Genomic DNA, 22898 nt, shown 5'->3' with positions numbered 1-22898 from the left:
CCGGCGTCAGTCGCGCATGATCTGGTCCAGCCGCTCGCGTTCGGCCTGGCTCAGCGTTTCGGCCGTTTCGGGTCGGGCACGGGCGCGGGCGCGCAGGAACCGCCAGGCCAACAGCAGGGCCAGCAGCGCCATGACGGGACCCGCCAGCCACAGCACGAGGTTGCCCCCTTGGGCGCGCGGCTGGAACAGCACGAATTCACCGAACCGGTCCACCACGGCGTCGATCACCTCGTCGTTGCTGTCGCCCGCCACGATCCGTTCGCGCACATAGAGCCGCAGGTCGCGGCTGATCGGAGCGTTCGATTCGTCGATGTTCTCGCCCTGGCAGACCGGGCAGCGCAGCATTTGCGATATCTCGCGCGCCCGTGCCTCTTGCCCGGCGTCCGGCAGCACCTCGTCCGGCTGCACGGCCATGGCCGCGACCGGCAGCAGCAGGGCCAAGAGGATCAGAAGCCGCCTCATTCCGCAGCCACCGCTTTTGCAGGCGCCCGCGTCCCGGCGGCCACGCGATAGCGCCGGTCGGACAGGCTGACGATTCCGCCAAGCGCCATCAGCATGGCCCCCGCCCAGATCCAGTTGGCGAAGGGCTTGACATAGATGCGCACGGCCCAACCCCCGTCGGCTTGCGCATCGCCGATCACCAGGTAGATGTCGCGGAAGATGCCGTTGTCGATCGCGGCCTCGGTCGTGGGCATGGCCTGGACGGGATAGACGCGCTTTTCGGGGCGCAGCGTGGCAACCGGCCGGCCGTCCCGCGCGACCTCCATCGTGGCGGTGGTCGAGATGTAGTTCGGTCCCTCGACCTCATCCACGCGGGAAAGCGTGATGTCGTAATCCGCCACCCGGAAGGGCTTGCCCACTTGCGCGACGCGGATATCCTCGACCTGCCAGGCGGTCAGAAGGGCGATGCCGATGAAGGTGACGCCCAGCCCGGCATGGGCGATGGCCTTGCCCCAGTCGGCGCGCGGCAGGCGCCACAGGCGCGACAGCCCGGACTGGCCGGTGCGGTGGATCAGTTCGGCAATGGCGCCGAAGATGATCCAGGCGCCAAGCCCGGCGCCGATCACCGCAAGCGCCGACCGTCCCGTCGAGACCGCCCAGACAAGCGCCATGACCGCCCCCGTCAGCGCCAGCGCCCCCCACAGGGGCCGCATGGCCCGGCCCAGCGTTGCGCGCTTCCACGGCATGATCGCCCCCAGCGGAAGGGCAATCGCCAGCACGATCATGAAGGGGGTGAAGGCCTTGTTGAAGAAGGGGGCGCCGACCGACAGCTTGCGGGCCCAGAGCATCTCGGCCACCAAGGGCCAGATCGTGCCGATGAAGACGACAAAGGCGGCAACGGCCAGCAGGACGTTGTTCAGGACCAGCGCGCCTTCGCGCGATACCGGCGCGAAGATCCCCTTCGCGGTCATCTGCGTGGCCCGCGCGGCATAAAGCGTCAGCGCCCCGCCGGTGAAGACGACCAGGATCCCCAGGATGAACACGCCCCGCGCCGGGTCGCTGGCAAAGCTGTGGACCGAGGTGATGACGCCCGACCGCACGATGAAGGTCCCGATCATGGAAAAGCCGAAGGCCATGATCGCCAGCAGGATCGTCCAGCTTTTCAGCGCCTCGCGCTTTTCCACGACGATGGCGGAATGCAGCAGCGCGGCAGCCAGCAGCCAGGGCATGAAGCTGGCGTTTTCCACCGGATCCCAGAACCAGAAGCCGCCCCAGCCAAGCTCGTAATAGGCCCACCACGATCCCAGCGCGATGCCGACGGTCAGGAACATCCAGGCGGCCAGCGTCCAGGGCCGGACCCACCGCGCCCATGCGGCGTCCACCCGCCCTTCGATCAGGGCTGCGACGGCGAAGGAGAAGGCCATCGAAAGGCCCACATAGCCCAGGTAGAGGAACGGCGGATGGAACGCGAGGCCCGGGTCCTGCAGAAGCGGGTTCAGGTCGCGCCCGTCGAAGGGCGGGCTGGCCAGCCTCAGGAAGGGGTTCGAGGTGAAGATGATGAAGGCATAGAAGGCCGCGCCGATGGATGCCTGCACGGCCAGAACCCGCGCCCGCAGAGCAGGCGGCAGGTTGTCGCCGAAACTGGCGGCCGCCGCGCCGAACAGCGCCAGGATCAGCACCCAGAGCAGCATCGACCCCTCGTGGTTCCCCCAGACGCCGCTGATCTTGTAGAGCATCGGCTTGGCCGTATGCGAGTTCTCGTAAACAAGCTTCAGCGAGAAGTCGGACGTGACAAAGGCCACCGTCAGCGCCGCGAAGGACAGCCCCACCAGCAGGAACTGCGCCACGGCGGCGGGACGGGCGCTGTCCATCCAGCCCCCCCATCCTTTCGATGCCCCGACCATCGGCACCACCATCTGATAGAGGGATACCGCAAAGGCGAGGATCAGGGCAAAATGGCCGAATTCTGCTGTCATGGCGGCATCCCTTGGTTCCGCCCAGCATAGGGCCATGCAAAAGGGGGGAAAAGTCCCCCCTTGGTGCCGTCCCCTTCTTTGACGCGTCGCGGGCTGCGGCCTATTCGCGCAGGCCTGCCAGCCAGTCGCGCAGCGCGGCGTTGTCGGCAAAGTCGTCGTCAGACTTCCGAGCCGTCGCAAGCCGCTCTGTCGTGGTGACGCTGGTCTGGACCTGGCTTGCGGGCCAGACGCGATGGCGGAAATGATGCGCCTCGCGCGCGCCGAAATAGAAGCCCACAATGGCACCCAGCAGCCACCACAGCGGTTCCGGCACCTGCTGCAGACCCGTCATGCGCAGGCCGAATCCTTGCGGTTCAACCATGGCATAGATGAACAGGCCGATCGTCCCTAGGGCCAGAAGCGGCCGGGGAAGGCGGTTCAAGCCATTGACGAAGCCGTCGAAGAAGCCGGCGCGAGGGGCCTGGAATTCCTGGCCCAGTTGCCCGATGGCGCGGGCATAGGCTTCCTCCTCAAGCTCCATCTTGCGGGTGGCGTTCCGGGTAAAGACCTCGGCCATGCCGGTCGCGGCGCTGCCCAGCGCGGTCACGCCCTGGCCCAGGCCGATGAAGCGGTCGATCATGCCCATCTGGCGGTCCTTTCGCGATGCTCGGCCTCGGTCAGGTGATAGCGGGGGGAAATGAACTCCTCGGCCCGGGTGATCCAGCCGCCCTTGCCGCCTGCCTTGCTGCGCGCGTATTTGCGGCTGGCGGGGCGCTGATCGGCCAGCGCGTAGTAATAGTTGCGCCGGGCGATCCCGTAGGCATCGGCGAAATGGTCCGGGGCCGAGGCCGCCGCGTCCCGGGCAGCCGCGATTGTCTGCGGCCCGATGACGCCATCGGCGGTCGCCGCAAAGCCCATGCGGGCGATCAGCCGCTGCAGGATCTTCACGGCATTGGTGCCCGCGTTCACATACATGTCGAAGACGCTGGCCTGCACCGCCTCGGGCAATTCGGCCAGGCGTGGCCTGCGGAAATAATGTTCAACGAAGATCTGTTGCGCCTGCGCGCGGGTCAGCGCCCGCACATCGGCGGCATCGACGCGCCCGTCCCTGTTCAGATCCAGCCCCAGCGCCTTCATCGTTCCGACCGTGACGCCATAATTCGTGGCCCCGCCCGGATCGTCGGGATCGTTCACGTAACCGCCCTCGCGCGCGACGATCTGCGCGGCGACTTCCTCAACGCTTGGCATGACACCCCTCGTCCTGCAGTTGAAGCAGCAAGGGTGCGCCGGGCGCGTTAACGGGCCGTTAACCTTCCGGGCGTTGCTATCCGCGCAGCGCGTCCAGCAGCATCTGCAACGCGTGTTCGACCGTGGCTGCGCGGACCTGCCTGCGACCGATGGCCCCGAACTCGACCGTCTCGGCGCGGGTGCCGAAGGGTTCGGCAATGGCGAAGCAGACACGGCCCTCGGGCTTGTGCTCGGATCCGCCGGGGCCGGCGATGCCGGTCACCGCAACGGCGATTCCCGCGTCCGAATGGCGCAGCGCGCCCGAGGCCATTTCGGCCGCGACCTGTTCGCTGACGGCGCCATGGGCCTCCAGCGTGTCGGCCCGCACGCCGAGCATCTGCTGCTTGGCGGCATTGGAATAGGTGACGAAGCCCCGGTCGACGCCATCCGAGGAACCCGGAACCTCGGTCAGCGCGCCCACGATCAGCCCGCCCGTGCAGCTTTCGGCGGTGGCGATCATCACGCCGCGCGCGCGTGCGGCGTCAAGAACATCGGCGGCAAGCGTCACAGCATCGGCTCCAGCACGGCGTGATACAGGCCCGCCAGCGCGACGGATCCGAAGCCCGCAAACAGCCCGGCCCAGAGGTCGTCCAGCATCACCCCCACGGCTCCGCCCTGCCGGTCGGCGCGGCCCACCAGCCAGGGCTTCCAGACGTCGAACAGCCGGAACAGCAGAAAGGGCACCACGAAGCCAGGCCAGGCGTCGAGGATAGAGATCCCGTGGCGCCACAGGGGGATGACGGTGAAGGACATGGCGAGCCACTGGCCCGCGACCTCGTCGATGACAATTTCGGACGGATCCTCGTCCGTGGTCATGCGCAATGCCTGCGGCACGGCCCAGAAGCCGATCGCTGCTGCCAGAACCGCGCCCAGGGGGATCAGCAGCGCGCCGCCGGCCTCATAGATCAGGACCGCCAGCAGGACGGCTGCGGCGGAACCCCAGGTGCCGGGCGCGGGGCGCAGCCTGCCGATGCCGAAGAATGTGGTGATCACCGCGATCATGGTGCTTACGCCTTCATCAGCGCGGCGGTGGCGATGGCCGCGATCCCCTCGCGCCGGCCGGTGAAGCCCAGCCGTTCCGAGGTGGTGGCCTTGACGCTGATGCGGGCGGGATCAACGCCCATGATCTCGGCCAGGCGGGCCTGCATGGCAGCCGCATGGGGGCCGATCTTCGGCGCCTCGCAGATCAGGGTGACGTCGGCATTGCTGATGGTGAAGCCGCGTCCGCGCGCCAGCTTGGCGGCATGCGCCAGGAAGATCGCGCTGTCGGCGCCCTTCCATTGCGGGTCCGAAGGCGGGAAGTGGCGGCCGATGTCGCCTTCGGCCAGCGCGCCATAAAGGGCGTCGGTCAGGGCGTGCATCCCGACATCCGCGTCGGAATGGCCGACCAGACCCGCGTCATGCGCGACCTGCACCCCGCAAAGCCAGACATGGTCGCCCGGCCCGAAGGCGTGAACGTCGTAGCCATTGCCAAGGCGAATATCCATCGCAGTCCCCAGTATCCGTTCGGCCCGCGCGAAATCGGCGGGAAAGGTGATCTTCATGTTGTCCTCGGACCCCGGCGTGATCGCGACGGGGATCCCCGCCCTGAGGGCCAGTTCCACGTCGTCGGCGGCGTTGGCCGGGTGCAGGCGGTGCGCCTTGGATATTTCGTCCAGGATGAAACCCTGCGGGGTTTCCGCACGGAACAGACCATCGCGAGGGGCGGTGCCGGTGACGGTGCCCTCTGCCCCCCGCCACAGGGCGTCGGTGACGGGCAGCGCCGGGGCGGCGGCGGGCGCGCCCGCCTGCAGGGCGTCGATCACGCCCTGGATCACCGCGTCGCTGACCAGCGGGCGCGCGCCGTCGTGGATCAGGACATGGCTCGCCTGCCCCTCCAGCGCGCGAAGCCCGGCCATGACGCTGGCCGCGCGGGTTTCGCCCCCGGTGACGATGGTCACGCCCCCGGCAAGGTCGGCCAGGGCGCGGGCCATGTCGTCGGAATGGACGACCAGCACCACGCGGTCGAAGCCCGCGAATGCGTCCAGGGCGCGGGCCAGCACGCTGCGGCCGCCCAGGTCGCGCCATTGCTTCGGCTCGCCGCCCGCGCGCGTGCCGCGCCCGGCTGCGGTGACGATGGCGGCGTAGCCCGCCGGGGCCTTGACGGTCATGCGTGGTCGGGGATGTCGCCCCGGATCGCGCGGGCAAAGGCGGTGCGATACAGGTCCGACAGTTCTGCCAGGTCGCCGGCATCGTCGCCCATCTGCACCGCCATGCCACCGAAGACGCCGACCTGAGTGGCGGGAACGCCCGCCTGCTCGGCCGCCTTCAGCACGGCGTCCGCGCCCTCGGGGGTGCAGGCCACCAGGTAGCGGGCCTGATCCTCTCCGAACAGTTGCGCGATGTCGCCGCTGTCCAGGCGCAGGCCGATGCCCGCCGTCTCGGCCATTTCGAAGGCCGCCAGGGCAAGGCCGCCGTCAGACAGGTCGGTGGCGGAGGTCACATGGGCGCGGTTGGCGCGCAGGAACTCGCCGTGCCTGCGCTCGGCCGCCAGATCGACATGGGGCGCATCGCCTTCCTCGATCCCGAAGGCCTCGGCTGCGAGGGCGGATTGGCCCAGATGGCCGCGCGTCTGGCCGATGACGATGGCCACGTCGCCTTCGGACGGCAGGCCCGCGATCAGGTTCGACAGGTCGTCGATCAGGCCCACGCCGCCAATGGTGGGGGTGGGCAGGATGCCCTTGCCGTCGGTTTCGTTGTAAAGCGACACGTTGCCCGACACGATCGGGAAATCCAGCGCGGCGCAAGCCGCGCCGATGCCTTTGATCGCGCCGACGAACTGGCCCATGATCTCGGGCTTCTCGGGATTGCCGAAGTTCAGGTTGTCGGTGGTGGCAAGCGGCAGCGCGCCCACGGCGGACAGGTTGCGATAGGCCTCGGCCACGGCCTGCTTGCCGCCTTCGAAGGGGTTGGCCTTGACGTAGCGGGGCGTCACGTCGCTGGTGAAGGCAAGCGCCTTGCTGGTGCCGTGGACGCGAACCACGCCCGCGCCCATGCCGGGGCGGCGGATCGTGTCGGCGCCGACTTGGGTGTCGTACTGTTCCCAGACCCAGCCCTTGTGGGCATAGGAGGGGCTGCCGATCAGCGCACGCAGCGCCTTGATCGGCGTGATGGCGGGCAGGTCGGGTGCGGCGGTCGCCACCGGGGTTTCCACCCAGGGGCGGTCGTATTCCGGCGCGCTGGAGGACAGCTTGGACAGCGGCAGGTCGGCCTTGACCTCGTTGCCATGGATGATCAGGAAGCGGTCCTCGGCAATCGTTTCACCCACGATGGCGAAATCCAGGTCCCATTTCTCGAAGATGGCGCGGGCCTCGGCCTCCTTCTCGGGCTTCAGGACCATCAGCATCCGTTCCTGGGATTCCGACAGCATCATCTCGTAGGCGGTCATGGCGGTCTCGCGCTGCGGCACGGCGTCGAGGATCAGCTTGATGCCCAGCCCGCCCTTGTCGCCCATCTCGACCGCCGAGCAGGTCAGCCCCGCCGCGCCCATGTCCTGGATGGAGATCACGCTGTCGGTCTGCATCAGCTCGAGGCAGGCTTCCAGCAGGCATTTTTCGGTGAAGGGATCTCCCACCTGCACGGTGGGGCGCTTTTCCTCGATGGTGTCGTCGAACTCGGCGGACGCCATGGTCGCGCCCCCCACCCCGTCGCGGCCGGTCTTGGCGCCCAGATAGACCACCGGCATGCCGATGCCGGAAGCGGCCGAGTAGAAGATCTTGTCCGCATCCGCCAGTCCCGCCGCGAAGGCGTTGACCAGGCAGTTGCCGTCATAGCTGCGGTGGAAGCGGACCTCGCCGCCCACGTTCGGCACGCCGAAGGCGTTCCCGTAGGCGCCGATGCCCTCGACCACGCCCTTGACCAGATGCGCGGTCTTGGGATGCTCGGGCCGCCCGAAGGACAACGCGTCCATCGCGGCGATGGGCCGGGCGCCCATGGTGAAGACATCGCGCAGGATGCCGCCCACGCCGGTCGCGGCGCCCTGGTGCGGCTCGATGTAGGAGGGGTGGTTGTGGCTCTCCATCTTGAAGACCACGGCTTGGCCGTCGCCGATGTCCACCACGCCCGCGTTCTCGCCCGGGCCGCAGATCACCTGGGGGCCGCTGGTCGGCAGGGTGCGCAGCCATTTCTTGGACGACTTGTAGGAACAATGCTCGTTCCACATGGCGCTGAAGATGCCCAGTTCGGTGAAGGTCGGCTCTCGTCCGATGATCTGCAGGATGCGGTCGTATTCGTCGGGCTTCAGCCCGTGCGCGGCGATCAGGTCGGGGGTGATCGTCGGTTCCTGCATGTCAGTGCCTTCCTGCGCGTAAGATCTGGCGCCTTTTATGGCCAGACGCCGCACATGGGAAGGCCCGGGCAGACAGCCCGCGCTGACCGGGACAAAAAAAAGCCGGGCACGAGGCCCGGCCTAAGTCCAACAGGGAGGTAGAAGGTGATGAGCGGTTACGCTGACCATCGCCTTCGAAGCCCGATTTATGAGCAGGTTGTTAACGGTTCAAGGGGGATGATGCCGCAACCGCAGCATAGCTGGCATGCAGTTGCCGAATAGCTACACGCAAAGGTTGTAAATCCCGGGATTCCCCCGCCCTGAAGCCTATGCCGAGAGCAGCGTCGCCTCGCTTTGGCGGCGGCGATAATCCTGGATCTCCTCCAGCACGAAATCGCGGAACACGGCGACGCGGCGCGTTTGGCGCAGCTCCTCGGGATAGGCGAGGAATACCGGAACCTCGCCCGATTCCAGATCGGGCAGCACCCGGACCAGCCGCTTGTGATCGGCGGTCAGATAATCCGGCAGCACCCCGATTCCAAGATTTGCCAGCACCGCCTGCAGGACCCCGAAATAGTTGTTCACCGTCAGGGTCGAGACGATGTTCTGGGCCATGATCTCCTGGACCAGCCGCGCGCCCGCCGCGACCTGCGGTTGGTCGGGTTTCTGGCAGATCAGCCGATGCGGGGACAGGTCGGCCATGGCCCGGGGAACGCCGGCCTTGTCCAGGTAGTCCTGCGTCGCGTAAAGCCGCATGCGGATGTTCAGAAGCCGCCGCCGGATCAGATCGGACTGGCTGGGTTCCTTCATGCGGATCGCGACATCGGCTTCGCGCATCGGCAGGTCCAGCAGCCGCTCCTCCAGCATCAGGTCGATCTTGAGGTCAGGGTATTTTTCATAGAGCTTGACCAGCCGCGGGGCCAGCCACAGCGTCCCGAAGCCCACGGCGGCTGTGACGCGCAATTCGCCGAAGACATGCTCCTCGCTGTCGCGGATGCGGGCGGCGGCCGTGTCCAGCTTGCGCGCCATGGCCGATGTGGCGTCGAACAACAGCTCGCCCTGTTCCGTCAGAATCAGGCCGCGCGCATGGCGGTGGAACAGGGTCGTTCCAAGCGATTCCTCCAGCGCGCGAATCTGCCGGCTGACGGCGGATTGCGACAAATGCAGCGTGTCGCCGGCATGGGTCAGGCTGCCCGCGTCGGCAACGGCGTGAAAGATTCTGAGCTTGTCCCAGTCCATGCTGTTACAATCCTGCCGTGTCTGCCATGCGTTTTTTGCAGACCTACTCCGAATGCCGCATTCCGGCAAGAGAGACCCGCTGCGACATTTTTCCTTGGTCGGTCAGCAAAGCTGACCTATACTGGCGGCGGGTGGAGGAGTTTACCGGAATGAGCAAGCAGGAATTCTCGCTAGCGGACCGCTTCGATCTGTCAAAGCCGCAGGTGCTGCTGAACGGGACGCAGGCCCTGGTGCGGCTGATGCTGATGCAGGCCGCGCGCGACAAGGCGGCGGGGCTGAACACGGCGGGGCTTGTGACCGGCTATCGCGGATCGCCGCTGGGCGGCGTCGATCTGGCCATGATGCGCGAAGGCAAGCGGCTTTCGGCATCGAACATCCTGTTCCAGCCCGGCCTGAACGAGGATCTGGCCGCCACAGCCATCTGGGGCAGCCAGCAGGCGGAACTGCGCGGCGAGGGCAGGTACGACGGCGTCTTCGCCCTGTGGTACGGCAAGGGGCCGGGCGTGGACCGCAGCGGCGACGTGATGCGTCACGGGAACATGGCGGGGTCGTCGAAATACGGCGGCGTGGTCATGGCCATGGGCGACGACCACACGGGCGAATCCTCGACCGTGCTGCACCAGTCCGACTGGGCGATGGTGGACGCCTATATCCCCGTCCTGTCCCCCGCGGGCGTGCAGGAGATCCTGGATTTCGGCCTTTACGGATGGGCGCTCAGCCGCTTTGCGGGCGTCTGGACCGGCCTCAAGACGATGAAGGACACCGTCGAGGCGACCAGCGTCGTGGACGGCAACCCCTTCCGCATGAGCTTCGTGACCCCCGACGATTTCGTGATGCCGCAGGGCGGGCTGAACATCCGCCTGGGCGATACGCCGGTCGCGCAGGAAGCGCGGATGATCGACTTCAAGCGTTTCGCCGCCGAGGCCTTCGCCCGCGCGAACCGCATCGACCGCCGCGTCTGGGGCGAGGCGGGGGCAAAGATCGGCATCTGCGCCGCCGGCAAGAACTGGCTGGATGTGGTCCATGCCCTGTCGCTGCTGGGGCTGGACCAGGCCGAGGCCGAACGGCTGGGCATCACCACCTACAAGATCGGCCAGACCTGGCCGCTGGACATGACCAGCTTCCACGAATGGGCCGAGGGCCTGGATCTCATCATCGTGGTCGAGGAAAAGCGCAAGCTGATCGAGGTGCAGGTCAAGGAGGCGATCTTCGACGACCGCCGCGGCCGCCGCGTCTATGGCTGGCACAAGGGCGACACCTGGGAACATGGCCGCCAGGTCGAGCTGTTCCCGACCCGCTATGCCCTTGATCCGGTGCTGATCGCGCAGCGTCTGGGCGACATCCTGGTCGAGGAAGGCCGCCGCACCGACCGCCTGGAAGCCGCGCTGTCGAAGCTGTCCGAGGTCCGCCGCGCCGAAAACGCGCCGGAAATCGCCACCCGCACGCCGTGGTTCTGTTCGGGCTGCCCGCACAACACCTCGACCCGCCTGCCCGAGGGCAGCCGCGCCTATGCGGGCATCGGCTGCCACTACATGGTGCAATGGATGGGCCGGGAAACCACCGGCTTCACCCATATGGGCGGCGAGGGCGTGAACTGGGTGGGCGAGGCGCCCTTCAGCAAGCGCGCCCATGTGTTCCAGAACCTGGGCGATGGCACCTATAACCATTCCGGTTCGCTGGCGATCCGCGCGGCCATCGCGGCGGGCACCAACATCACCTACAAGATCCTGTTCAACGATGCCGTCGCCATGACCGGCGGCCAGCCGAACGAGGGCGGGCTGACCGCCCAGCAGATCGCCGCCGAACTGGTGGCCATGGGCGTGAAGCCCCTGGTCGTCGTCCATGACGAGAAAGAGGAGATCGACCCCAAGCTGTTCCCCGCGGGCCTGCGTTTCGAGGAACGGTCCGAACTGATGAATGTGCAGCGGGAACTGGAGCATGCGCCGGGCGTCAGTGCGATCCTCTATATCCAGACCTGCGCGGCCGAAAAGCGCCGCCGCCGCAAGAAGGGCCAGTTCCCCGACCCCGACCGCCGCGTCTGGATCAACCCCGATGTCTGCGAGGGCTGCGGCGATTGCGGCGTCCAGTCGAACTGCGTGTCCATCGTGCCGCTGGACACCGAACTGGGCCGCAAGCGCCAGATCGACCAGTCCAGCTGCAACAAGGACTACAGCTGCCTCAAGGGCTTCTGCCCCAGCTTCGTCACCGTCCAGGGCGGCAAGCTGAGAAAGCCGCAGGCCGAGGCTTTCGACATCCCCGCCCTGCCCCTGCCCGCCCTGCCCCCGATCAGCGGCACCCATAACGTCGTCATCACCGGCGTCGGCGGCACCGGCGTCGTGACCCTTGGGGCGGTGCTGGCCCAGGCCGCCCATATCGACGGCAAGGGCGCCGGCATGATGGAGATGGCGGGCCTCGCCCAGAAGGGCGGCGCGGTCCACATCCACCTGCGGCTGGCGAACAGGCCCGAAGACATCAGCGCCATCCGCGTCGCCGTGGGCGAGGCCGATTGCATCATCGGCGGCGACCTGGTCGTCACCGCAGGGGCCAAGACCGTCGGGCTGATGACCACGGGCCGCACCGGCGCGGTGGTCAACGATCACGAGATCATCACCGGCGATTTCACCCGGCAGCGCGATTTCCGCGTGCCCTCGGACCAGTTGAAGCTGTCGCTGGAAGCGCGGCTGCGCGACCGCGTGGCCTTCTTCGACGCCAATGACCTGGCGCTGCGAATGCTGGGCGATTCGATCTATTCGAACATGCTGGTGCTGGGCGCGGCTTGGCAGCAGGGGCTGATCCCGCTTTCGCTGGAGGCGATCATGCAGGCGATTGAACTGAACGGCGCCAAGGTCGCGGAGAACCAGCGCGCCTTTCAGATCGGCCGCTGGGCCATGGCCTTCCCCGACCAGACGCGCAAGCCTGCCGAAGTCGCGCAGCTTCCCCCCGACCCCGTCGCCTATCGCGAGGCGCGTCTGGTCGGATACCAGGGCAAGCGGCTGGCCCGGCGGTTCCGCAAGCTGGTGGATGCAGCCCCGAAACCGCTGCGCGAAAGCGTCGCGCGCGGATACTACAAGCTGCTGGCCTACAAGGATGAATACGAGGTCGCGCGGCTGCACCTGACCACGGCCGAACAGATCGCGCGGCAATGGGAGGGCGACCTGAAGCTGACCCTGAACCTTGCCCCGCCGATCCTGGGGGGCAAGGGTGCCGACGGCCGCCCGAAGAAACGCGAATACGGCGAATGGATGCTGGGGGCCTTCAAGGTTCTGGCGCGGATGAAGTTCCTGCGCGGCACGCCCTTCGATCCCTTCGGCTATGCCGCCGAACGCCGCCACGAACGCGCCGCGATCCGCGAATATGAAGCGGACATGCGCGAAATCCTGGCCCATGTCACGGACGCCACCATGCCCGTCGCGATCGAGCTTGCGGAACTGCCCCTGACCGTGCGCGGCTATGGCCCCGTCAAGGCCACGGCGGAAGCAGCGGCGGCGGCGCGGCGCGCGGAACTGCTGGTCCAGTTCCGCAGCGGCGAGGCGCCAGTGCAACAGGCCGCGGAATGACCACCTTTCGGTGACAACCTGATCTAGGTCATTCCCAAGACCCGCGATGCGCCCTAGAAAGGCGCCTCGCGACAGGCAAGGATGGCATCATGGCAGTAGGCGTCTTCGATTCGGGTCTTGGCGGGCTGACGGTCCATCAGGCCATTGCCGCGCGCCTGCCCGACCTGCCGCTGGTCTATCTGGGCGACAATGCCCACACCCCCTACGGGACCCGCACCGCCGAGGATATCTTCAACCTGACCTGCGCGGGCGTGGAACGGCTGTGGCAGGAAGGCTGCGACCTGGTGATCCTGGCCTGCAACACGGCCTCGGCCGCCGCCCTGAAGCGGATGCAGGAAACCTGGCTGCCCGGGGACAAGCGCGTCCTGGGCGTCTTCGTTCCCATGATCGAGGCGCTGACCGAACGCCGCTGGGGCGACAATTCGCCGCCTCGCGAGGTCGCGGTCAAGCATGTCGCCCTGTTCGCGACCCCCGCAACCGTCGCCAGCCGCGCCTTCCAGCGCGAACTGGCCTTTCGCGCCGTGGGCGTCGATGTCGAGGCGCAGCCCTGCGGCGGCGTGGTCGATGCGATCGAAATGGGCGACGAAATCCTGGCCGAGGCGCTTGTGACATCACATGTCGAAGCCCTGCTGCGCCGGATGCCCCACCCCGAGGCCGCGGTGCTGGGCTGCACCCATTATCCGCTGGTGGAGGCCGCGTTCCAGAAGGCGCTTGGCCCGAACGTCAAGGTTTTCAGCCAAGCGGGGCTGGTCGCGGAAAGCCTTGCTGACTACCTGCAGCGCAGGCCGGAATTCCTGGGGCCGGGCACGGAATCGAAGAACCTGACGACCGGCGATCCGGTGCGGGTCTCCGGCAAGGCCACGCAATTCCTGCGCCGCCCGATCCACTTCGAGGCCGCATGAGGTTGACGCCATGGCTGGCATGAAATCGCTGAAGAAACGCCGCCGCATCCAAGTGATCGTCGCGGCCGCCGTCGCGCTGGTCATCGCGGCCGCGCTGATCGGCTATGGCTTCCGGGACGGCATCAACCTGTATCGCTCGCCCGCGCAAGTGGCCGCGACGGCGCCTGAACCCGACGAGTATTTCCAGCTGGGCGGGCTGGTGAAGGAAGGCTCCATCGTCAACCGCGACGGCGTGGCCTTCGACTTCGTCATCACCGACGGCGCGGCGGAAATCCCCGTCAGCTATGTCGGCCGCGACCCGCGCCCGGACCTGTTCACCGAGGGCCAGGGCACCATCGCCAAGGGATATTACCGCAACGGCCGCTTCGAGGCCCGCGACCTGCTGGCGAAGCATGACGAGACCTACATGCCGAAAGAGGTTGTCGACACCCTGAAGGAAGCCGGCGTGTATCAGGATCCGAGCAGCTAGGCAGGGTCCTTGCGACCAGCGGTGCCACTGGCAAGGGCACCGCATGGCAAAGGCCGCGACCTTTGCGGGTCGAACACCGAAACCGCGCAGCGCTAGGCCGCCCCTTCCCCGAGCAGCCTGGCAATGTCGTCAAACGCCGCCTGCCACTCCGCATCCTCCAGCGGCATGAAGCGCAGGAAGTGCAGCAGGAACGCCCCCTCGCAGGCAAGAAACGCCAGCCGCGCCCGGCGCCCCTCGGGGCTATCGGTGTCCAGCCCCGCCAGCCTTCCGCGATACCAGTCCTGGGTCGAGGCCAGGTGCTCCGGCGTCTGCATCAGCCCCGCCATCAGGCTTGCGGCCTTGGCCATCGCCACCTCGTCCGGCTCGCGCGTTGCCGCGACATGGGCACGGACACGCTGCAGCGGATCAGTCCCGTCGCCCGCCATGGCGGAAAAACGCAGGTCATAGTGGCGATTCCACCGCGCGAACATCGCGTCGATGATGTCGTCCTTGGTCCCGAAGGCATACTGCACCCCGCCCTTGGTTATCCCGCAGGCGCGCGCCAGCGCGTCGATGGTCAGCGCCGCCGCGCCCTGGCTGCGAACGATATCCTCGGCTGCGTCCAGCAGCCTTTCGCGGTCGATGCTGCGCGGTCTTGCCATGGGGCCTCCGTTTCCATACGATCGTATTTAAACCAACCTACGGCGACTCGCCACCGGGTCGCTTCATTTTTCAGGTGAAAGATGCCCGCCCGTTCGCCTTGGCTTGTCCTCGCCGTCGTGTCCAGCGCGCTGTTCCTGATCGTCATCGACATGACGGTGCTTTACACCGCACTGCCGACGCTGACCCGGGATCTGCAGGCCTCGGCCACGGAAAAGCTGTGGATCGTCAACGCCTATTCGCTGGTCGTGGCGGGGCTGCTGCCCGGCGCGGGCGCGCTTGGCGACCGTTATGGGCACCGGCGGATGTTCGTGGTCGGGCTGGTGATCTTTGGTGCGGCCTCGCTGGTGGCGGGCTTTGCGCCCTCGTCGGCCGCGCTGATCGCCTCGCGCGCTTTGCTCGCCGTCGGAGCGGCGGCGATGATGCCCGCGACCCTGTCGATCATCCGTCAGACCTTCGAGGACCCGGACCAGCGCGCGCTGGCCATCGGCATCTGGGCGGCCGTCGCCTCGGGCGGGGCGGCGCTTGGGCCGGTGATCGGCGGGGCGCTGTTGCAGCATTTCCACTGGGGCGCGGTGTTCCTGGTCAACCTGCCGGTGGTGGCGGTGGCCCTGGCCCTGACCCTTGCCGTTGTCCCCCGGGGCCAGCGACACGGCCACCATCCCTTTGACCCGGTCGGATCGCTGCAGGCCCTGGTCGGGCTTGTCGGCGTCACCCTGGCCATCAAGGAGTTTGCAAAGCCCGACCCGTCGATGGGCGTTCTGATCCTGTCGGGCCTGGCAGGCCTGGCCGCCCTGGCGCTGTTCATCCGCCGCCTGCGCCGCAGCGCCAGCCCGATGATCGACCTGACGCTGTTCCGCGATCCGCGCTTTGCGGGCGGCGTGATCGGCGCCGTGGTTTCGGCCGCCGCGCTGCTTGGGGTGCAGCTTGTGATCACCCAACGCCTGCAACTGGTTCAGGGGATGTCGCCGCTTGAGGCGGGGCTGTTCGTTCTGCCGATTTCGCTGGCCGCCTTCGTGGCCGGGCCGATCGCGGGCATGACGCTGGGCCGCATGGGGGCGGGACGCCTGCTGGTGGCAAGCCTTGCGATCAGCGGGGCGGGCATCCTGGCCTATGCGGCGGGCTTCGGCCAGCCCGCTGTCGAACTTGCCAGCTTTGCCGTCACCGGCGCGGGCATCGGGGCGGCGATGACCGCCGCATCATCGGCCATCATGCTGAATGCGCCGGCCGACCGGGCAGGCATGGCGGCCTCGGTCGAGGAAGTGTCCTATGAATTGGGCGGCGCGCTTGGCATCGCGATCCTGGGAAGTCTGATGGCCGGGATCTACAGCGCGACCACCGCGTCGGCCGCCCGCGACTTCGGCTCTGACGCCGCGGATTCGCTGGACGGCGCCCTTGCCCTGGCCGCGACCCTGCCCGGCCCCCAGGCCGAGCGGTTGCTGTCCCTTGCCAACGGCGCCTTTGATCGCGCCACGGGGGCAGTGGCGCTGGCGGCGGGATTGGTGCTGCTGGCGGCAGCCTTCTGGATCGGCCGGATCGACCGCGCGGCCAAGGCGCGACAGCAGCCCGCTTGACGCCCGCAGGGGCGCGGGGCAAGCAGACGGGATGATCGACCTTCGCCCCGTGGCCCATCCGATCGGCAAGATCATCGTGACCCTGGGGGTTTCGATGCTGTTTCCCATGCTGGTGGATTGGTGGCATGGCGAAGAGCACTGGGCGGTCTTTCTTCAGTCGGCGGTGCTGACCATCGTGGCAGGCACGCTGCTGTCGGTCGCGACCTGGGGCGATTACCGAAGCCTGTCGATCCAGCAGGCCTTTCTGCTGACCTCGGGGCTGTGGGCGGTGCTGCCCGTCTTCGGCGCCCTGCCCTTCATGCTGGGCCAACCCGATGCCAGCTTCACGGACGCCTATTTCGAGGCCATGTCGGGCGTAACCACCACCGGCACCACGGCTTTTCCCGAACTGGACAGCCTGCCCCGGGGCACGCATCTGTGGCGCGCGATCCTGCACTGGGTCGGTGGCCTCGGCATCGTCGTCGTGGCGATGGTGTTCCTGCCGATCATGAAGGTCGGCGGGATGCAGTTCTTCCGCTCCGAGGGTTTTGACACGCTTGGCAAGATCATGCCCCGCGCGGGCGAGATCGCGGCCGAGATGACGCGCATCTATGTCATGCTGACCGGCTTCTGCACGATGACCTATCTGCTGCTGGGCATGAACGGCTTCGACGCCATCGTGCAGGCCTTCGGCACCGTGTCCACGGGGGGCTTCTCGAATTATGACGCCAGCTTCGGCGCCTTCCTGGGGCCGCCGGAATGGGCGGCGTCCTTCTTCATGGTGCTGGCCTCATTGCCCTTCATCCGGCTGGTCCAGGGAATGCGGGGGCAGTTCACGCCGATCTGGCAAGACACGCAGATCCGCGCCTATCTGCGCTGGATCTTCTATGCCTGCGCGATCATCATCGCCTATCGCGTCATCTTCCTGGATCACCAGGGCAACATCTTCGACATCACGCGCGAAACGGTGTTCAACACCGTCTCGACCTTTTCGGGCACGGGGTTCTTTTCAACCGACGTGATGCAATGGGGCCACCTGCCGCTGGCCGTCCTGATCATCTGCGGGCTGATCGGGGGATGCACCGGATCGACCGCCTGCTCGGTCAAGGTGTTCCGCTATCTGGTGCTGTTCCAGGCGGTCCGGGCGCAGGTGCGCCGGATGCATTCGCCCCACAGGGTCTATGCCCTGCGCCATGAGGGGCGGCCGCTGGACCAGGACGTGATCGACTCCGTGATGGCCTTCTTCACGCTGTTCATGCTGACCTTCGGGCTTCTGATCGTGGGCCTGTCGCTGGCGGGCCTGCATCCCCGCACGGCCCTGACCGCCGCTTGGACCGCCATCGCCAATATCGGCCCCGTCTGGGGACCCGAGATCACCTCGAACGGATCGGTGGCCCGCTTTTCCGAGACCGCGAAATGGCTGATGATCCTGGGCATGTATCTGGGACGGCTGGAACTCGTGTCGGTCCTGGTTTTGCTGCTGCCCCGGTTCTGGCGGTTCTAGACGCCGCCCTTCCGCCCCCTTACGGAGCACCCCCGCCGGGCAGCGCCGGCTGCGCGGTGGCCGCATCGTTCGCAGCCGGAGCCTTGCGCCCGAAGCTGTCCGACATTTCCGCCGCGATGCGCGCCTGCCCCTGCGCGTCCGCGGCGGGCCAGATCAGCACGAAACCCTCGGCCCGCCCCTCGCGCACCCAGCCTTCCGCGCGGCCGATATGGGCCTCGTTCCCGCCCTCCAGCAGCACATGGCCGGGCTTGATGCTGCGGGTGGGCTGCGGCACCCAGCCAAGCGCGGTCACAAGGCCCGAGAGATCCAGCAGTTCCTGCTGCCCGCCGGGCTGGCTGAACAGAATCAGCGCCGCCCCCGACCCGTCCTTCGGGCCATAGATCGACAGCGCCCGTTCCGTCCGGTCGAAGACCAGCCGGTCCATCGGCGCCATCACCGACAACCCCGTGGCCTGGTCGTCCAGCATCGTCAGCCCGACCTCGGTTCTCCAGGCGTCGCGGCGGGCGATCAGTTCCCGCATGGCGGTGCCGGGATCGGTGGACAGGCGCTCGGCCAGGATCTCGGCCTTGATGGCGTCGCGGGTGCGGGGACCGGTCTTGCCGTCGATCTCTCCGTCGTAAACCCCGGCCCATCGCAGGGCGCGCTGCACCTGGTCCAGGGGCGGCATCTCGGCTGCCGCTGCGGGCGGCGCGGGCAGGTCGGGCGCGCGACCGGCCTCGACCACCGCGCCCAGTTCGGCGGCGTCTGACAGGAAGGCGTCGTCCGGCACCACGTCGCCTTCCTTGAAGACCTCCAGCCAGGCCTCGGCGGCGGCCCGGTCCACTGGCCCCAGCACCACCCCGAACCAGCCGTCGGGCAGTTCCGCCAGCCCGGCCTCGGGGAAGGTCTTGCGCCATTCGGACAGCGCCGCATCGGCTTCGCTGCGCGCCTGGACAGACTGCAGGCGGATATAGGCGCCCGGCGCGGGCAGGTCGGGCCGAGGGGCGGCGGGCGCCTCGACCGCTTTGGCGGGCGCCACGGTGTCGCCAACCCGGGTCAGCACCACCCCCTCCTCGGGCACGGTGACAAAGCTGTCCTGGGGGATCTGCCCCGCTTCCTTCAGCGCGCTTATCCGTTCCTCCGCCTCTTCCGGGGACAGCGGGCCGATGGCGATGGCCGTCCAGCCGCGCGGCAGCGGAAAGGTCACCAGGTCGTCGAACTGGCCGGCCCAGCGGGCGGCGGCGGCGGCGACTTCGGCATCGCGCTTGGACTCGATGCGGATGACCGCCTCTTGCGCAAAGCCCGTAAGCGGCAATCCTGCCGCCATCACCACCAAAGCCAAGCGCCGCATCCCCGTTCCCTTCGATCCCGGCCGTTCTTGCGGCCTTTATTGACCCTGTTCCCTGCCCCGCCTAGAAGGCGCGCAAGCATGTGCTGATCTATGCAAAGGACGGCCCCGATGACCAGCCCCAACCGACCCCGCAGCTTCCAGGAGATCATCCTGCGGTTGCAAAATTACTGGGCCACCCAGGGCTGCGCGGTCCTGCAGCCCTATGACATTGAGGTCGGCGCGGGCACCTTCCATCCGGCGACCACGCTGCGCGCCCTTGGCGGGCGGTCCTGGGCCGCGGCCTATGTCCAGCCCTCGCGCCGCCCGACGGATGGACGCTATGGCGAAAACCCGAACCGTCTACAACACTATTACCAGTACCAGGTGATCATCAAGCCGAGCCCCGCGAACCTGCAGGACCTGTATCTGGGCAGCCTGCGCGCCATCGGCCTGGATCCGCTGGTCCACGATGTCCGCTTTGTCGAGGACGACTGGGAATCCCCGACCCTCGGGGCCTGGGGCCTGGGTTGGGAGGTCTGGTGCGACGGCATGGAGGTCAGCCAGTTCACCTATTTCCAGCAGGTCGGCGGGCACGATTGCCGCCCCGTCAGCGGAGAGCTGACCTATGGCCTGGAACGCCTGGCGATGTATGTCCTGGGCGTCGAGCACGTGATGGACATGCCCTTCAACGATCCCGACGCGCCGATCCCGCTGACCTATGGCGATGTCTTCCGCCAGACCGAACAGGAATATTCGCGCTGGAATTTCGATCAGGCCGATACCGAGATGCTGTTCCAGCACTTCAAGGATGCCGAGGCCGAATGCGCCCGCATCCTCGCGGCCCCCGAAACCGATGCGGCCGGCCGCCGGATCCCCATGGCGCACCCGGCCTATGACCAGGCGATCAAGGCCAGCCACATCTTCAACCTGCTGGACGCACGCGGCGTGATCTCGGTCACCGAACGGCAGGCCTATATCGGCCGGGTTCGCGCCCTGGCGAAAGCCTGCGCCGACCTGTTCGTGACGACCGAGGCCGCGCAAGCATGAACGGCAAGATCGTCGGCATCGGCCTGCTGGCCGTCGCGGTGATCGCGGGGGGCGGCATGTGGTATCTGCAGGAATACCACTTCTACGACCGCCTGCCCCCTGCCGACACCCTGACCGTGCAGACCGCCGCCGGTCCCGCCACGCTGCCCGTGACCGGTTTCCTGGGCATCGACGCCGACAGCTCGCCCCTGCGCTGGCGGGCCTGCGCGGTGCTGGCCGAGCAGCCCCTTGATCCCGTGCCCTTCGGCGGCGCGACACCCTTGGGGGCCCCCGGCTGGTTCGACTGCTTCGACCACGGCCAGTTGACCGCCGATCTCGCCTCCGGCGCCGCCCGGGCTGTCCTGTCCCAGGCCGAGATCCGCCCCGACGTGGACCGCGTGCTGGCGATCTATCCCGACGGCCGCGTCTATGGCTGGCACCAATACAACGACAAGACCCCGGAACGCGGAGTGATGGACTGATGCCCGACCTGTTGATCGAACTCTTTTCCGAGGAAATCCCCGCCCGGATGCAGGCCCGCGCCCGCGAGGACCTGCAGAAGCTTGTGACCGACGGCCTGGTCAACGCCGGCCTGACCTATGCCAGCGCCGGTGCTTTCAGCACGCCGCGACGCCTGACGCTGGCCGTCGAGGGGCTGACCGCCAGCAGCCCCACCACCCGCGAGGAACGCAAGGGTCCCCGCACCGACGCGCCCGAGGCCGCGCTGGAGGGCTTCCTGCGCTCAACCGGCCTGACCCGTGACCAGCTCGAGGCCCGCGACGACAAAAAGGGCCAGGTCTGGTTCGCCACCATCACCAGACCCGGCCGCCCCGCCGCCGAGATCGTTGCCGAGGTGCTGGACACCACCATCCGCAACTTCCCCTGGCCCAAGTCGATGCGGTGGGGCGCGGGTTCGCTGCGTTGGGTGCGCCCGCTGCATTCCATCATCTGCCTGCTGTCGGACGAAGCGGGCGCCACCGTGGTCCCGCTGACGGTGGAAGGCATCGCCGCCGGCAACGCCACGCGCGGCCACCGCTTCCTGTCGCCCGACGCCTTCACCGTCACGGGCTTCGATGACTATGCCGCGAAACTGCGCCGCGCTCATGTGATCCTGGACTCCGCCGAACGCGAAGCCGCCATCCGCCAGGGGGCCGAGAACCTCGCCTTCGCGCGCGGGTGGGAGATCGTGCCCGACGACGCCCTTCTGGCCGAGGTCGCGGGCCTTGTCGAATGGCCCGTCCCCCTGATGGGCGTGATCGAGGAGCGTTTCCTGGACCTGCCGCCCGAGGTCCTGCAAACCTCGATGAAGGAACACCAGAAGTTCTTCTCGGCCCGCAACCCCAAGACCGGCCGGATCGAGGGCTTCGTGACCGTCGCCAACATCGACACCCCCGACGACGGGGCGACGATCCTGGCCGGCAACCAGCGCGTGCTGGCCGCCCGCCTGTCGGATGCCGCGTTCTTCTGGGAAAACGACCTGCGCGAGGCGAAGTCGGGGATGAAAGCCTGGGAGGACGGCCTGAAGTCGGTCACCTTCCACAACAAGCTGGGCAGCCAGGCCGACCGGATCGCCCGCATCGCGGCGCTGGCGCGAGAGATTGCCCCGTTGGTCGGCGCTGATCCGGACCAAGCCGAACGCGCCGCGAAGCTGGCAAAACTGGACCTGCGCAGCGCCATGGTTGGAGAGTTCCCCGAACTGCAGGGCACGATGGGCCGCTACTACGCGCTTGCTGCGGGAGAACCCGAAGCCGTAGCCGACGCCGCCCGCGAGCACTACTCGCCGCTGGGGCCGTCCGATGCCGTGCCGACCGCGCCGGTTTCGGTGGCGGTGGCCTTGGCGGACAAGATCGACACGCTCACAGCGTTTTGGGCTATCGAAGAAAAACCCACAGGATCAAAAGACCCCTTCGCGCTGCGGCGTGCAGCCTTGGGCGTCATCCGGCTATTAGTGACGCTGGGCTTGAAAGCACAGCTACGAAGTTTGCTAACGCAGCACGGCGAGGTAGTTCGCGCCGACACCGCCGCTACCGTCCAGGAGGGCAATGCTGTGATTGCACGCAGCCGATATGCTGACATCACACGCGACTACGACCTTGTCGAAATCGCGAAGGCTGATGGACGCAGGCTTACTATTCACTCCTGGAGTTTTAATGGCGAGACGGTCGCCGACCTCCTCTCCTTCCTCCATGACCGCCTCAAGGTTTATCTCCGCGACCAGGGCATCCGCCACGACATCATCGATGCCGTGCTGGCCCAACCCGGCAACGACGACCTCGTGCTGGTGGTGAACCGCGCCACCGCGCTCAACGCCATGCTGCAAACGGAAGATGGCAAGAACCTCACCCAAGGCCTCAAACGCGCGGGCAATATCCTTGCCCAGGCCGAGGAAAAGGACGGCGTCGAATACAGCTTCGGCGCCGACCCGAAGTTCGCTGAAACCGACGAGGAACGCGCCCTCTTCGCCGCCCTCGACACCGCCGAACCGGCGATCAAGGCGGCGATCAAGACCGAGGACTTCCCCGCCGCCATGACCGCCATCGCGCATCTACGCGCGCCCATCGACGCCTTCTTCGAGGCCGTGCAGGTCAACACGGACAACCAGATCGTGCGCCGCAACCGCCTGAACCTGCTGCATCGCATCCGCGCCGCAGGCCAGCAGATCGCCGACTTCACGAAAGTCGAGGGATAGGTGAAAGGGCCGGAGGCAAAAC

At 67.5% G+C, this 22898-nt stretch carries 19 protein-coding genes; 8 read left to right on the top strand and 11 right to left on the bottom strand.

The window, feature by feature from the left end:
* Positions 1 to 6: 6 nt before the first annotated feature.
* From OU682_RS11285 to OU682_RS11245, 9 genes are all read right to left on the bottom strand, one after another.
* Positions 7 to 462 carry a cytochrome c-type biogenesis protein gene (locus tag OU682_RS11285; protein WP_268942222.1) on the bottom strand — a complete coding sequence of 152 codons (456 nt, stop codon included), beginning with the start codon at positions 460 to 462 and terminating at the stop codon, positions 7 to 9.
* Positions 459 to 2417 (bottom strand): heme lyase CcmF/NrfE family subunit, encoded by a 1959-nt coding sequence (locus tag OU682_RS11280; protein WP_268942221.1) that lies wholly within the window; start codon positions 2415 to 2417, stop codon positions 459 to 461. The genes OU682_RS11285 and OU682_RS11280 overlap by 4 nt, the downstream gene beginning before the upstream one ends.
* Positions 2418 to 2517: 100 nt before the next feature.
* A complete protein-coding gene (locus OU682_RS11275) occupies positions 2518 to 3042 on the bottom strand; it encodes a holin family protein (RefSeq protein WP_268942220.1) in 525 nt (174 codons plus the stop codon).
* Entirely contained in the window at positions 3033 to 3644 is a 612-nt protein-coding gene (locus tag OU682_RS11270; RefSeq protein ID WP_268942219.1) for a holin-associated N-acetylmuramidase, read from the bottom strand. Before OU682_RS11270 ends, OU682_RS11275 begins: the two co-directional genes overlap by 10 nt.
* A 76-nt stretch (positions 3645 to 3720) precedes the next feature.
* Entirely contained in the window at positions 3721 to 4191 is a 471-nt protein-coding gene (locus OU682_RS11265) for a CinA family protein (protein ID WP_268942218.1), read from the bottom strand.
* A complete protein-coding gene (locus OU682_RS11260; protein ID WP_268942217.1) occupies positions 4188 to 4685 on the bottom strand; it encodes a phosphatidylglycerophosphatase A family protein in 498 nt (165 codons plus the stop codon). The genes OU682_RS11265 and OU682_RS11260 overlap by 4 nt, the downstream gene beginning before the upstream one ends.
* A 5-nt stretch (positions 4686 to 4690) precedes the next feature.
* Entirely contained in the window at positions 4691 to 5833 is a 1143-nt protein-coding gene (locus OU682_RS11255; RefSeq protein ID WP_268942216.1) for a bifunctional 2-C-methyl-D-erythritol 4-phosphate cytidylyltransferase/2-C-methyl-D-erythritol 2,4-cyclodiphosphate synthase, read from the bottom strand.
* Positions 5830 to 8010 (bottom strand): phosphoribosylformylglycinamidine synthase subunit PurL, encoded by a 2181-nt coding sequence (gene purL / locus OU682_RS11250; RefSeq protein ID WP_268942215.1) that lies wholly within the window; start codon positions 8008 to 8010, stop codon positions 5830 to 5832. Before purL ends, OU682_RS11255 begins: the two co-directional genes overlap by 4 nt.
* Before the next feature lie 306 nt (positions 8011 to 8316).
* Positions 8317 to 9228, bottom strand: coding sequence for a LysR family transcriptional regulator (locus OU682_RS11245; protein ID WP_268942214.1), 912 nt, complete (start codon positions 9226 to 9228; stop codon positions 8317 to 8319).
* A 149-nt stretch (positions 9229 to 9377) separates the two neighbouring features.
* Between OU682_RS11245 and OU682_RS11240 the strand changes: the two genes are divergently transcribed.
* The 3 genes from OU682_RS11240 to ccmE all read left to right on the top strand — a co-directional run bounded on the left by OU682_RS11240 (position 9378) and on the right by ccmE (position 14156).
* Entirely contained in the window at positions 9378 to 12785 is a 3408-nt protein-coding gene (locus OU682_RS11240) for an indolepyruvate ferredoxin oxidoreductase family protein (RefSeq protein WP_268942213.1), read from the top strand.
* 89 nt (positions 12786 to 12874) lie between these two features.
* The gene (locus tag OU682_RS11235; protein ID WP_268942212.1) at positions 12875 to 13687 is read left to right on the top strand and encodes a glutamate racemase; all 813 of its coding nucleotides are present in this window, start codon (positions 12875 to 12877) and stop codon (positions 13685 to 13687) included.
* A 19-nt stretch (positions 13688 to 13706) separates the two neighbouring features.
* A complete protein-coding gene (ccmE, locus tag OU682_RS11230; protein ID WP_268942248.1) occupies positions 13707 to 14156 on the top strand; it encodes a cytochrome c maturation protein CcmE in 450 nt (149 codons plus the stop codon).
* Positions 14157 to 14248: 92 nt separating this feature from the next.
* Here the strand turns inward: ccmE and OU682_RS11225 are convergent, their stop codons facing one another.
* On the bottom strand, positions 14249 to 14797 hold the full coding sequence (locus OU682_RS11225; protein ID WP_268942211.1) for a TetR/AcrR family transcriptional regulator: 549 nt from the start codon (positions 14795 to 14797) through the stop codon (positions 14249 to 14251).
* An 81-nt stretch (positions 14798 to 14878) separates the two neighbouring features.
* On the opposite strand from OU682_RS11225, the gene OU682_RS11220 reads away from it, so the two are divergent.
* Entirely contained in the window at positions 14879 to 16369 is a 1491-nt protein-coding gene (locus OU682_RS11220) for an MFS transporter (RefSeq protein ID WP_268942210.1), read from the top strand.
* 31 nt (positions 16370 to 16400) lie between these two features.
* Complete coding sequence (locus OU682_RS11215) at positions 16401 to 17852, top strand: TrkH family potassium uptake protein (protein ID WP_268942209.1); 1452 nt, start codon at positions 16401 to 16403, stop codon at positions 17850 to 17852.
* A gap of 19 nt (positions 17853 to 17871) precedes the next feature.
* Here OU682_RS11215 and OU682_RS11210 read toward each other — a convergent pair whose 3' ends face one another.
* Positions 17872 to 19182: a peptidoglycan-binding domain-containing protein gene (locus OU682_RS11210; RefSeq protein ID WP_268942208.1), complete on the bottom strand. Its 1311-nt coding sequence runs from the start codon at positions 19180 to 19182 to the stop codon at positions 17872 to 17874.
* 108 nt (positions 19183 to 19290) lie between these two features.
* Here OU682_RS11210 and OU682_RS11205 point away from each other — a divergent pair, with 108 nt between their 5' ends.
* From OU682_RS11205 to glyS, 3 genes are read left to right on the top strand one after another with little or no spacing between them, the layout of a single operon-like run.
* Positions 19291 to 20208, top strand: a complete 918-nt coding sequence (locus OU682_RS11205; RefSeq protein WP_268942207.1) for a glycine--tRNA ligase subunit alpha — start codon at positions 19291 to 19293, stop codon at positions 20206 to 20208.
* Positions 20205 to 20669 carry a DUF6446 family protein gene (locus OU682_RS11200; RefSeq protein ID WP_268942206.1) on the top strand — a complete coding sequence of 155 codons (465 nt, stop codon included), beginning with the start codon at positions 20205 to 20207 and terminating at the stop codon, positions 20667 to 20669. Before OU682_RS11205 ends, OU682_RS11200 begins: the two co-directional genes overlap by 4 nt.
* Positions 20669 to 22876: a glycine--tRNA ligase subunit beta gene (gene glyS / locus OU682_RS11195; RefSeq protein WP_268942205.1), complete on the top strand. Its 2208-nt coding sequence runs from the start codon at positions 20669 to 20671 to the stop codon at positions 22874 to 22876. The genes OU682_RS11200 and glyS overlap by 1 nt, the downstream gene beginning before the upstream one ends.
* Positions 22877 to 22898 lie beyond the last annotated feature (22 nt).

The sequence above is a fragment of the Paracoccus benzoatiresistens genome, from assembly GCF_026913015.1.
Taxonomy (GTDB): domain Bacteria; phylum Pseudomonadota; class Alphaproteobacteria; order Rhodobacterales; family Rhodobacteraceae; genus Paracoccus; species Paracoccus benzoatiresistens.
This window is presented reverse-complemented; position numbering and strand designations above follow the sequence as displayed.